Source organism: Citrobacter sp. Cpo148, assembly GCF_030332375.1.
In the GTDB taxonomy this organism is placed as follows: Bacteria; Pseudomonadota; Gammaproteobacteria; order Enterobacterales; family Enterobacteriaceae; genus Citrobacter; species Citrobacter portucalensis.
Genome location: NZ_JAOWHY010000044.1, coordinates 74336 through 86836, shown reverse-complemented (window position 1 = coordinate 86836; position 12501 = coordinate 74336). Strand labels below are relative to the sequence as shown.

Here is a 12501-nt window from a genome sequence, read left to right as displayed (position 1 = left end):
TTCCAGCCCTAACGCCAGACACCACGCGATGTTAATTATTCCCCGTCACCTTTCACGCTGCATCAACAGCCTGAAACTCTCGGGTAATGGTCATTGTTTGACGCAATCAATTTGCATCAAAGGCGGCGAATCATACAGAAATTAACCTGCTCATGCAAACTGATCCGCATTCTACCCTCCACTAATGTGTATACTAACCCGCCAGATTTCAAGTCAGGATGATTCAATGCCCGTTGCGCACGTTGCCTTACCTGTTCCGCTACCTCGCACCTTTGACTACCTCCTGCCGGAAGGCTTGAGTGCCAAAGCCGGGTGTCGTGTACGCGTGCCCTTTGGCAAGCAGCAGGAGCGCGTGGGTATCGTCCTTTCCGTCAGCGAGCACAGTGAACTGCCGCGGAGCGAATTGAAAGCCGTTCTCGAAGTGCTGGACAGCGAACCTGTCTACTCGACCTCTGTCTGGCGTCTGCTGTTGTGGGCGGCTGATTATTATCATCATCCCATCGGTGACGTACTGTTTCACGCTCTGCCAATTTTACTGCGCCAGGGACGCCCGGCGACAAACGCGCCCATGTGGTACTGGTTTGCCACTGAAGAAGGCCAGGTAATTGACCTCAACAGCCTGAAGCGTTCTCCCAAGCAGCAACAGGCGCTGGCTGCGCTACGCCAGGGGAAAATCTGGCGCGACCAGGTGGCTGAACTGGAATTTAATGATGCCGCATTACAGGCACTGCGGAAAAAAGGGCTGTGCGATCTGGCGAGCGAAACACCAGGCTTTAGCGACTGGCGTACGCACTACGCGGTTTCCGGTGAGCGTCTGCGGCTGAACACCGAGCAGGCCACCGCCGTCGGGGCGATTCACAGCGCCTCAGACAGTTTTAGCGCCTGGCTATTAGCGGGCGTAACGGGATCAGGCAAAACAGAGGTCTATCTCAGCGTTCTGGAAAACGTCCTTGCCCAGGGCAAGCAGGCTCTGGTGATGGTGCCGGAGATTGGCCTGACGCCGCAAACTATTGCCCGTTTTCGCGAACGTTTCAATGCGCCGGTCGAAGTCCTGCACTCCGGTTTAAACGACAGTGAACGTCTTTCAGCCTGGCTGAAAGCAAAAAATGGCGAGGCGGCGATAGTTATCGGCACGCGTTCTTCGCTGTTTACGCCGTTTAAAAATCTCGGCGTGATTGTCATCGACGAAGAACACGACAGCTCTTATAAACAGCAGGAAGGCTGGCGCTATCATGCGCGCGACCTCGCGGTTTACCGCGCCCATAGTGAGCAGATCCCGATTATTCTCGGCTCAGCCACTCCGGCACTGGAAACGCTGTGTAACGTGCGGCAGAACAAATACCGCATGCTGCGCCTGACGCGCCGAGCCGGAAATGCGCGCCCAGCCACTCAGCACGTGCTGGATCTCAAAGGTCAGCAGGTGCAGGCCGGACTCGCCCCTGCGCTAATCGCCCGTATGCGTCAGCACCTGCAGGCGGATAACCAGGTGATCCTGTTTTTGAACCGTCGTGGTTTTGCGCCCGCCCTGCTTTGCCACGACTGTGGTTGGATTGCCGAATGTCCGCGTTGCGATCATTACTACACGCTACATCAGGCGCAGCACCACCTGCGTTGCCACCACTGCGACAGCCAGCGCCCAATACCGCGTCAGTGCCCCTCCTGCGGTTCGACGCATATGGTTCCGGTAGGACTCGGCACCGAACAGCTTGAGCAGGCTCTGGCACCTTTTTTCCCCGGTGTGCCAATTTCACGTATCGATCGCGACACCACCAGCCGTAAAGGGTCGCTGGAGCAGCATCTGGCGGAAGTGCATCGCGGCGGCGCACGAATTCTTATAGGCACGCAAATGCTGGCCAAAGGCCACCACTTCCCGGACGTCACTCTGGTGGCGCTGCTGGACGTTGACGGCGCGCTATTCTCCGCAGATTTCCGGTCAGCAGAACGCTTCGCCCAGCTCTATACGCAGGTCTCTGGCCGTGCCGGACGCGCCGGGAAACAAGGCGAAGTGGTGCTGCAAACGCACCATCCTGAACATCCGCTGCTGCAAACCTTGCTGTATAAAGGCTATGACGCGTTTGCCGAACAGGCGCTGGCCGAGCGACAAACGCTCCAGCTTCCACCGTGGACCAGCCATGTGATCGTGCGGGCAGAAGATCATAACAACCAGCATGCACCAATGTTCTTGCAGCAACTACGGAATCTCATTCAAGCCAGCCCGTTGGCCGATGACAAACTCTGGGTGCTCGGCCCGGTTCCCGCACTGGCGCCCAAACGCGGTGGTCGTTATCGTTGGCAAATATTGTTGCAACATCCATCACGAATTCGTCTGCAACATATCGTCAGCGGCACGCTGGCACTGATCAATACGCTACCCGATGCACGCAAGGTTAAATGGGTGCTGGATGTCGATCCCATCGAGGGATAACCCCTCACGATGCGAGGCGGATCGTAAAATTAAAGATCCATCACACTTTTTATGAAAATTCTGTAACCGCTTCCATTCACTATCTGATAAAAATGTTTCAGATGAAGGTTATCCAGGGACGAGTCTGTGCCAGCAGCTCTCTGGCGAGGAGAAAGAGTGAAACCGAATAAGCAGGTTGCCGCCGCTACGATGAAAGATGTTGCTCTGAAGGCGAAAGTCTCAACGGCAACCGTATCCCGCGCATTAATGAACCCGGACAAAGTCTCGCAGTCAACCCGTAACAAGGTTGAGCAGGCAGCGCTGGAAGTGGGATATCTACCCCAATCAATGGGACGTAACGTTAAGCGTAATGAGTCACGTACCATTCTGGTGATTGTGCCAGATATCTGCGATCCGTTTTTTAGCGAAGTGATTCGTGGCATCGAAGTGACTGCCGCAGAACAGGGATACCTGGTGCTTATTGGCGACTGCGCGCACCAGAACCAGCAGGAAAAGACGTTTCTTAACCTCATTATCACCAAGCAGATCGATGGCATGGTACTGCTCAGCTCACGCCTGCCGTTTGATGCCAGCGTGGAAGAACAGCGCAATTTACCGCCGATGGTCATGTCGAACGAGTTCGCGCCAGAGCTGGAACTCCCTACCGTGCACATTGATAACCTCACCGCCGCCTTTAACGCGATGAATTATCTGCTGGAACTGGGGCATAAACGCATTGGTTGTATCGCCGGACCCGAAGATATGCCGCTGTGCCATTACCGTCTGCAAGGCTACGTTCAGGCATTACGCCGCAGCGGAATTACGGTCGATCCGCATTTCATCGCGCGCGGTGACTTTACCTATGAAGCGGGAGCCAATGCGTTGAAGCAGCTCCTTGAACTACCGCAGCCGCCGACCGCTGTCTTTTGTCACAGCGACGTCATGGCGCTGGGCGCACTCTCTTACGCCAAACGTCAGGGTCTGAAAGTCCCTGATGATTTATCCATTATTGGCTTTGATAACATTTCGCTCACGGAATTTTGTGATCCACCCCTGACAACCGTCGCACAGCCGCGTTTCGATATCGGACGTGAAGCTATGCTGTTACTGCTCGATCAATTACAAGGGCAGAGCGTCAGCAGTGGCTCACGTTTACTGGACTGCGAGCTTATTATTCGGGGTACTACCCGGGCACTGACGTAAAGTAAAGTGCTTTCGGACTCCCCTGTCTGGTCAAAGGCCCGCCGCTTAAGTAACATGGCGGGCTGACGAACGAATATATACAGCGAAACGATAGTGGCACAACGAGATTATGTACGTCGCGGCCAACCGGCACCTTCGCGGCGCAAGAAGAGCACATCACGGAAAAAACAACGCAATACGCCTGCGGTATCGCCCGCAATGGTTGCTATTGCTGCAGCCGTACTCGTGACCTTTATCGGTGGTCTGTACTTCATTACGCATCACAAGAAAGAAGAGTCCGAAACGCTGCAAAACCAGAAAGTCACCGGTAATGGCATTCCGCCAAAACCGGAAGAGCGCTGGCGATACATCAAAGAGCTGGAAAGCCGTCAGCCTGGCGTACGTGCGCCTACCGAACCGTCTGCGGGCGGCGAGGTGCTGAATGCCGATCAGCTAACCAATGAGCAGCGCCAGCTATTGGCGCAAATGCAGGCTGATATGCGTCAACAGCCGACGCAGCTCAACGAAGTACCGTGGAACGAGCAAACGCCTGAACAACGCCAGCAAACGCTGCAGCGTCAGCGTCAGGTGCAACAGCAGCAGTGGAATAACGCACAGCAGCAGGCTCAGCAGCCGCGTCCACGGGCAACAGAACAGCCGTATCAGCAGCAGCAAACGCGTACAGCACAAGCCGCGCCGGTACAGCAGCCGAAAGCGCAGCCAAAACCGGCGGCGCAACAGCCGTATCAGGATCTGCTGCAAACGCCTGCGCATACCACCGCCGCTCAGCCGAAAACGCAACCGGCCGCGCCAATAACGAATGAAACGCAACCGCCAAAACAGACGGCGGAGAAAAAAGATGAACGCCGCTGGATGGTTCAGTGCGGGTCATTTAAAGGCGCTGAGCAGGCAGAAACCGTGCGCGCGCAGCTGGCCTTTGAAGGCTTTAACTCCCGTATTACCACCAATAACGGCTGGAATCGTGTGGTCATTGGTCCGGTCAAAGGCAAAGAGAATGCCGACAACACCATCAGCCGCCTGAAGGTTGCTGGTCACACAAACTGCATTCGACTCTCTACTGGGGGTTGAAACCCCCAAAATCCCCCCCATCTATACTTGCATTACGCCCCGTACACTGTGCGGGGCCTGTACATTGCATTTGTAACCAAGGGGTCTGCTCGTGACAACAATAGTAAGCGTACGCCGTAACGGCCATGTGGTAATCGCCGGTGATGGTCAGGCCACACTGGGTAACACCGTAATGAAAGGCAACGTGAAGAAAGTCCGCCGTCTGTATAACGACAAAGTCATTGCGGGCTTTGCGGGCGGTACTGCGGATGCATTCACGCTGTTCGAACTGTTCGAACGCAAGCTGGAAATGCACCAGGGTCACCTGGTGAAAGCGGCCGTTGAACTGGCAAAAGACTGGCGTACCGACCGTATGCTGCGCAAACTCGAAGCGCTGCTGGCCGTCGCAGATGAAACGGCATCACTCATCATCACCGGTAACGGCGACGTCATCCAGCCAGAAAACGATCTGATTGCTATCGGCTCCGGCGGTCCCTACGCCCAGGCTGCTGCACGCGCTCTGCTTGAAAATACCGAGCTTGGCGCACGCGAGATTGCTGAGAAAGCGTTGGATATTGCAGGGGATATCTGCATTTATACCAACCACTTCCATACCATCGAAGAATTGAACTCCAAAGCGTAAGGATCCCCCATGTCTGAAATGACCCCACGCGAAATTGTCAGCGAACTGAACAAACACATCATCGGCCAGGATAACGCTAAGCGTTCCGTGGCGATCGCCCTGCGTAACCGCTGGCGTCGTATGCAGCTCAACGAAGAGTTGCGTCATGAAGTCACGCCGAAAAACATTCTGATGATTGGCCCGACCGGCGTCGGTAAAACCGAAATTGCCCGTCGTCTGGCAAAACTGGCCAACGCGCCGTTCATCAAAGTTGAAGCAACAAAATTCACCGAAGTCGGCTATGTTGGTAAAGAAGTAGATTCCATCATCCGCGATCTGACCGATGCTGCCATCAAAATGGTCCGCGTGCAGGCAATCGAGAAAAACCGCTTCCGTGCCGAAGAGATGGCGGAAGAGCGCATTCTCGACGTGCTGATCCCACCAGCTAAAAATAACTGGGGGCAGTCAGAGCAGCCGCAGGAACCTTCTGCAGCGCGTCAGGCATTCCGTAAAAAACTGCGTGAAGGCCAGCTGGATGATAAAGAGATCGAAATCGATCTCGCGGCCGCACCGATGGGCGTTGAAATTATGGCGCCTCCAGGAATGGAAGAGATGACCAGCCAGCTGCAGTCCATGTTCCAGAACCTGGGCGGTCAGAAGCAAAAACCGCGTAAGCTGAAAATCAAAGACGCGATGAAGCTGCTGATTGAAGAGGAAGCGGCCAAACTGGTGAACCCGGAAGAGCTGAAACAAGAAGCTATCGACGCCGTTGAGCAGCACGGGATCGTGTTTATCGACGAAATCGACAAAATCTGTAAGCGCGGCGAATCCTCCGGCCCGGACGTGTCCCGTGAAGGCGTACAGCGCGACCTGCTGCCGCTGGTTGAAGGCTGCACGGTCTCCACCAAGCACGGCATGGTGAAAACAGATCACATTCTGTTTATCGCTTCTGGTGCATTCCAGGTAGCCAAACCGTCCGACCTGATCCCAGAACTGCAGGGTCGTCTGCCGATTCGTGTCGAGCTGCAGGCGCTGACCACCAGCGATTTTGAGCGTATCCTTACCGAACCGAATGCCTCCATCACCGTCCAGTACAAAGCGCTGATGGCGACTGAAGGTGTGGACATCAACTTCACTGAATCCGGTATTAAACGCATTGCCGAAGCGGCCTGGCAGGTTAACGAAACCACCGAAAACATCGGTGCACGTCGTCTGCATACCGTTCTGGAACGTCTGATGGAAGATATTTCCTATGATGCGAGCGATTTGAACGGCCAAAGCATCACAATTGATGCCGAATATGTGAGCAAACATCTGGATGCGCTGGTCGCAGATGAAGATCTGAGCCGTTTTATCCTATAATCGCGTTCAATGCATTTTCATCACTGTTGATGGGGCTGATAAAGCCCCATTTTTATTGGCGCTAAATATGACTGAACAACAACAAATTAGCCGCTCACAAGCCTGGCTGGAAAGTTTACGACCTAAGACCTTACCGCTCGCCTTCGCGGCGATCATCGTCGGTACGGCATTAGCATGGTGGCAAGGATACTTCGATCCGCTGGTTGCTCTGCTGGCATTGATTACGGCAGGACTGCTGCAAATTCTGTCCAATCTCGCTAACGACTATGGCGATGCCGTTAAAGGCAGCGACAAACCCGACCGTATTGGACCGCTGCGCGGTATGCAAAAAGGGGTCATCACCCAACAGCAGATGAAGCGCGCGCTGATCGTCACCGTGGTGCTGATCTGTCTGTCCGGGCTAGCCCTGGTTGCTGTAGCCTGTCACACGCTGGCGGATTTTGTCGGTTTCCTGGTGCTCGGCGGTCTGTCGATTATCGCCGCGATCACCTACACCGTGGGTAATCGCCCTTACGGATATATCGGCCTGGGCGATATTTCTGTGCTGGTATTCTTCGGCTGGCTCAGCGTAATGGGAAGTTGGTATCTGCAGGCGCATACGTTGATTCCAGCGCTGATTCTGCCTGCCACCGCCTGCGGCCTGCTGGCAACCGCCGTGCTCAACGTCAACAACCTGCGCGATATCAACAGCGACAGAGAAAACGGCAAGAACACGCTGGTCGTGCGTTTAGGCGCTGTCAATGCCCGCCGCTACCACGCCTGTCTGCTGATGGGCACGCTGGTCTGTCTGGCACTGTTCAACCTGTTCTCACTGCAAAGCCTGTGGGGATGGCTGTTTATCCTCGCCGCTCCGCTGCTGATCAAACAGGCTCGCTATGTAATGCGCGAGATGGACCCGGCAGCAATGCGTCCGATGCTGGAACGCACCGTAAAAGCGGCATTGTTAACTAACCTGCTGTTTGTCGTTGGAATTTTCTTAAGTCAGTGGTCTCTTTAACTGACAAATATCAATTAACAATTGATGATTTTGCCAACAGTACACATAGCGCGATATACTAAAAATTCTCGCAGCAACTGAACGTTAAGCCTATGAAATACGATACATCCGAGCTTTGTGACATCTATCAGGAAGATGTCAACGTCGTGGAACCGCTGTTCTCTAACTTTGGAGGACGGTCGTCGTTTGGCGGACAAATCATCACGGTAAAATGTTTCGAGGACAACGGGTTGCTGTACGATCTGCTCGAACAAAACGGCCGTGGTCGCATTCTGCTGGTCGATGGCGGCGGTTCTGTTCGTCGTGCGCTGGTCGATGCCGAACTGGCACGGCTGGCCGTACAGAATGAATGGGAAGGTCTGGTCATCTACGGCTCAGTACGCCAGGTAGACGATCTGGAAGAACTGGATATCGGCATTCAGGCGATTGCCGCAATTCCGGTAGGCGCTTCCGGTGAAGGCATTGGGGAAAGCGATGTGCGCGTCAACTTTGGCGGCGTGACGTTCTTCTCCGGCGACCACCTGTACGCCGATAACACCGGGATAATCCTCTCCGAAGACCCGCTCGATATCGAGTAAGCGAAAAAGGCCATCAGCAAATTTGATGGCCTTTTTTTCATTCATTTGATTCGTAATGAATGACTTTAATATCATACTTTTTATATTTTTCTTCGACAACGATACTCATCGTCTCACGACTGACAGGATAAGTTTCGATATAAGCATTTAATTTATCCTCAGCTATCTGAATGCCACTCTTTTGTATCTCGGTAAAAATTATCTCACTGCGTTGAAGATGACTACCATCATCTGCATAGCTTACAAAAAACCAGTCGTTAGATATCCTTGGAGCCTGTTTAAGAGGTTTCGGTGTTAGCAGATGATAAAATAATAAATTCTGCTGAGTGTAGATTTTTTCTGTATAGATGCTCACCATAAAATGACAATAAAATAGCGCAATAAAAAGCATAAACACAATAATAAAACCTGATCTCCTGGATTTCATATGTGGAGTTCCCGAACATAATCAGGATTAGCAATAGGTCTTATTACATCCATAAATAAAGGTAATTCACCCGAATAGGGTTCATGTCTCTTATCTTTATTGATAGGGTCAGGAAACAGTAACGGAATAACACTTTTATTCTTAAACTCACCAACTGGGCCATAGAAGTCCCAGATTCGATAAGCCTTTTCTTTCGAGCATATCTGAAGGTAAGAGGTGTAATCTGCATAATTTACCGCTTGGTAAAAACCAAATAGATTTGAGACCAAATCTTCAGCACTATAACCACTATCCGTTAAATAAACATAAGGCCAAAAGTCCTGTAAGGACTCAAAGCGATGTGACGTACCTAAGAATATTGATAAAGCAATACCTTGTAAGGTTCGCTCCTGCAATCCTCGGCGCACCATAAATCTACGATATATACCAGTATTGATATTTATGCCATGAATGTTTTTGGACATACTTTGATGATAATTCACTTCATAAAACTCACTATCACCACCACGAGGCCTTGTCATTTCAAACCATAATTTTTCAGCCCCTGCCGGATTAGCATGGCCTAAATCAATCCATCCTAAATTATCTGTATAGATAAGACCATATCTAATATCGCTGGTGATAAGTCGATCCGAATCATCAATAATATCGTTTCTTTTTGTCATATCGTATTCTTTGATATTTAAAAAATACGATATCCTAATCTCTACATAACAAAAAGGCATCCATTATGGATGCCTTTTTCAAGAAATCAGAATTAGACTTCTTCCATACGACCCAGCAGGGCATGCAGACGATCCTGCCAGCCGTTCTGCTGTTCTTTCAGGTTGTTGTTCTCACGCTCCAGTTCTTCACGCTGCTGCTGTGCAGTCTGAACTTCCTGCGACAGTGAGTTGTTCTTTTCTTTCAGCTCTTCGATTTCCATCTGCAACAGCGTGATGGTATCAATCGCCTGCTGTACTTTTGCTTCCAGTTTCTCAAACACTTCTAATGACATCGTCATACCTCTCCTGAATTGCAAGGCGTTGATGGATAAAAATCCTCGTCCCGATAACCGGCGACGCCTTAATAAAAACGAGCGCACTCTACTTAACACCGATTGTATGAAGCCGCGTCATCCCTGTCCAGCGGCATCCCGCGCAGATTGCGGTTTGCAACACTTTTAGTCTTTCTCCTGGTGACATTACTGTCATAACTCTTAAGTGTTAACAGATTGATCAGTGAAATGATTCAGCTCACATTATTTTTGTATAACAAATACCTCACGATGGCGCGAAAACGCTCATTTTGTTGATGCAGTACACACATTTTAATTTCGATATTTCTCGTTTTTGCGCGTTAACGATAAATTAACAGTGTGCCTACCGGCTCCGGGGATGTCAGTGACCTTCTCGCACACAATAAACATTAAACTCTCTTCAGGATCCGATTATGAGTCAAACATCAACCTTAAAAGGCCAGTGCATTGCTGAATTCCTCGGTACCGGGTTGTTGATTTTCTTCGGTGTGGGCTGTGTCGCTGCACTTAAAGTGGCTGGGGCTACTTTTGGTCAGTGGGAAATCAGTATCATCTGGGGTCTGGGGGTAGCGATGGCTATCTATCTGACCGCAGGCGTTTCTGGTGCACACCTGAATCCCGCGGTAACCATCGCACTCTGGCTGTTCGCCTGTTTTGATAAACGCAAAGTTGTTCCTTTTATTATTTCGCAAATTGCCGGCGCCTTTTGCGCAGCGGCACTGGTTTACGGGCTTTATTACAATCTTTTCCTCGATTTCGAACAAACTAACCATATCGTACGCGGCAGTACCGAGAGCCTGGGTCTGGCAGGTACTTTCTCCACCTATCCAAACCCGCATATCAATTTTGTGCAGGCCTTCGCGGTTGAAATGGTCATTACCGCTATTCTAATGGGGCTGATTCTGGCTCTGACCGACGATGGTAACGGTGTACCTCGTGGTCCGCTGGCACCACTGCTGATCGGCTTGTTGATTGCCGTTATTGGTGCTTCCATGGGTCCGCTGACAGGTTTTGCGATGAACCCGGCACGTGACTTCGGACCGAAACTCTTCGCCTGGATGGCCGGATGGGGTGAGATTGCCTTCACGGGTGGTCGCGATATCCCTTACTTCCTGGTTCCGGTGTTTGGCCCGATTACCGGCGCGATTTTGGGCGCATGGGCATATCGCAAACTGATTGGTCGTCATTTACCGTGCGATGTCTGCGCGATTGAAGAAAAAGACGTTGCGGCCAACACTCAACAAAAAGCTTCGCAGTAATGTGACTACGGGACAAAAAATTATGACTGAAAAAAAATATATCGTTGCGCTCGACCAGGGCACCACCAGCTCCCGCGCGGTCGTAATGGACCACGATGCGAATATCGTTGCCGTTTCACAGCGCGAATTCGAGCAAATCTACCCGAAAGCAGGTTGGGTAGAACATGACCCGATGGAAATTTGGGCGACCCAAAGCTCCACGCTGGTAGAAGTTCTGGCGAAAGCCGATATCAGTTCCGATGAAATTGCAGCGATCGGTATTACCAACCAGCGTGAAACCACCATCGTCTGGGAACGCGAAACCGGTAAACCTATCTATAACGCGATTGTGTGGCAGTGTCGTCGTACCGCGGATATCTGCGAAAAGCTCAAACGCGACGGTATGGAAGAGTACATCCGTAATAATACAGGTCTGGTCATTGACCCGTACTTCTCCGGCACCAAAGTGAAGTGGATCCTCGACCACGTAGAAGGCTCGCGTGAGCGCGCTCGTCGCGGCGAACTGCTGTTCGGTACCGTAGATACCTGGCTTATCTGGAAAATGACGCAGGGACGTGTACACGTCACGGATTACACCAACGCCTCACGTACCATGCTGTTCAACATCCACTCCCTGGACTGGGATGACACGATGCTGGATGCGCTGGATATTCCGCGTGCGATGCTGCCTGAAGTTCGTCGCTCTTCTGAAGTGTACGGCCAGACCAACATCGGTGGTAAAGGCGGTATTCGTATTCCTATCTCCGGTATCGCCGGTGACCAGCAGGCGGCGCTGTTTGGCCAGCTGTGCGTGAAGGAAGGGATGGCGAAAAACACTTACGGTACCGGCTGCTTCATGCTGATGAACACCGGCGAGAAAGCCGTTAAGTCCGAAAACGGACTGCTGACCACCATCGCTTGCGGACCGACCGGGGAAGTGAACTACGCGCTGGAAGGTGCGGTATTTATGGCTGGCGCATCTATCCAGTGGCTGCGTGATGAAATGAAACTCATCAGCGATGCGTTCGACTCCGAATATTTCGCCACCAAAGTGAAAGACACCAACGGCGTGTATGTCGTTCCGGCATTTACTGGCCTGGGCGCACCATACTGGGACCCGTATGCTCGCGGCGCCATCTTTGGTCTGACCCGTGGGGTAAACTCCAACCACATCATCCGTGCCACGCTTGAGTCTATTGCATATCAGACTCGTGATGTTCTGGAAGCAATGCAGGCTGACTCCGGTATTCGCTTGCACGCCCTGCGCGTCGATGGCGGTGCGGTCGCCAACAACTTCCTGATGCAGTTCCAGTCCGACATTCTCGGCACGCGCGTTGAGCGCCCGGAAGTCCGCGAAGTCACCGCATTGGGTGCGGCATACCTGGCTGGTCTGGCAGTAGGCTTCTGGCAGAATCTGGATGAGCTGCAGGAAAAAGCGGTCATCGAGCGTGAATTCCGCCCAGGTATCGAAACCACCGAACGTAACTTCCGTTACAGCGGCTGGAAAAAAGCGGTCAAACGCGCCATGGCGTGGGAAGATCACGACGAGTAATACGTCATAGCCGGATGGCAACTGTGCCTTATCCGGCAATATCTTCGTGCGGG

12 protein-coding genes are annotated in these 12501 nt (G+C 52.1%); 9 read left to right on the top strand and 3 right to left on the bottom strand.

Annotation, left to right across the window (positions count from 1 at the left end; all coding sequences use genetic code 11):
• The first annotated feature begins 226 nt into the window (after positions 1-226).
• The 7 genes from priA (at position 227) to rraA (ending at position 8213) form a co-directional block, all read left to right on the top strand.
• Positions 227-2425 carry a primosomal protein N' gene (gene priA / locus OGY10_RS14545; RefSeq protein ID WP_048215183.1) on the top strand — a complete coding sequence of 733 codons (2199 nt, stop codon included), beginning with the start codon at positions 227-229 and terminating at the stop codon, positions 2423-2425.
• Between the two features lie 156 nt (positions 2426-2581).
• Positions 2582-3607: a DNA-binding transcriptional regulator CytR gene (gene cytR / locus OGY10_RS14540; protein ID WP_003825179.1), complete on the top strand. Its 1026-nt coding sequence runs from the start codon at positions 2582-2584 to the stop codon at positions 3605-3607.
• Positions 3608-3700: 93 nt separating this feature from the next.
• Positions 3701-4675: a cell division protein FtsN gene (gene ftsN, locus OGY10_RS14535; RefSeq protein ID WP_079935063.1), complete on the top strand. Its 975-nt coding sequence runs from the start codon at positions 3701-3703 to the stop codon at positions 4673-4675.
• A 91-nt stretch (positions 4676-4766) separates the two neighbouring features.
• Positions 4767-5297, top strand: a complete 531-nt coding sequence (hslV, locus tag OGY10_RS14530; protein ID WP_003028805.1) for an ATP-dependent protease subunit HslV — start codon at positions 4767-4769, stop codon at positions 5295-5297.
• A 9-nt stretch (positions 5298-5306) separates the two neighbouring features.
• Positions 5307-6638, top strand: coding sequence for an ATP-dependent protease ATPase subunit HslU (gene hslU / locus OGY10_RS14525; protein WP_003028803.1), 1332 nt, complete (start codon positions 5307-5309; stop codon positions 6636-6638).
• Positions 6639-6705: 67 nt separating this feature from the next.
• Complete coding sequence (gene menA / locus OGY10_RS14520; RefSeq protein ID WP_003825185.1) at positions 6706-7635, top strand: 1,4-dihydroxy-2-naphthoate polyprenyltransferase; 930 nt, start codon at positions 6706-6708, stop codon at positions 7633-7635.
• Between the two features lie 92 nt (positions 7636-7727).
• Entirely contained in the window at positions 7728-8213 is a 486-nt protein-coding gene (rraA, locus tag OGY10_RS14515) for a ribonuclease E activity regulator RraA (protein ID WP_008787034.1), read from the top strand.
• A gap of 37 nt (positions 8214-8250) precedes the next feature.
• Here rraA and OGY10_RS14510 read toward each other — a convergent pair whose 3' ends face one another.
• From OGY10_RS14510 to zapB, 3 genes are all read right to left on the bottom strand, one after another.
• A complete protein-coding gene (locus OGY10_RS14510) occupies positions 8251-8640 on the bottom strand; it encodes a hypothetical protein (RefSeq protein ID WP_032945603.1) in 390 nt (129 codons plus the stop codon).
• Complete coding sequence (locus tag OGY10_RS14505) at positions 8637-9305, bottom strand: hypothetical protein (RefSeq protein WP_032945663.1); 669 nt, start codon at positions 9303-9305, stop codon at positions 8637-8639. The genes OGY10_RS14510 and OGY10_RS14505 overlap by 4 nt, the downstream gene beginning before the upstream one ends.
• Before the next feature lie 92 nt (positions 9306-9397).
• Positions 9398-9643 carry a septal ring assembly protein ZapB gene (gene zapB / locus OGY10_RS14500; protein WP_088732415.1) on the bottom strand — a complete coding sequence of 82 codons (246 nt, stop codon included), beginning with the start codon at positions 9641-9643 and terminating at the stop codon, positions 9398-9400.
• Between the two features lie 428 nt (positions 9644-10071).
• On the opposite strand from zapB, the gene OGY10_RS14495 reads away from it, so the two are divergent.
• Positions 10072-10917 (top strand): MIP/aquaporin family protein, encoded by an 846-nt coding sequence (locus OGY10_RS14495; protein ID WP_003825195.1) that lies wholly within the window; start codon positions 10072-10074, stop codon positions 10915-10917.
• Positions 10918-10939: 22 nt separating this feature from the next.
• Entirely contained in the window at positions 10940-12448 is a 1509-nt protein-coding gene (gene glpK, locus OGY10_RS14490; protein ID WP_003028792.1) for a glycerol kinase GlpK, read from the top strand.
• Positions 12449-12501 lie beyond the last annotated feature (53 nt).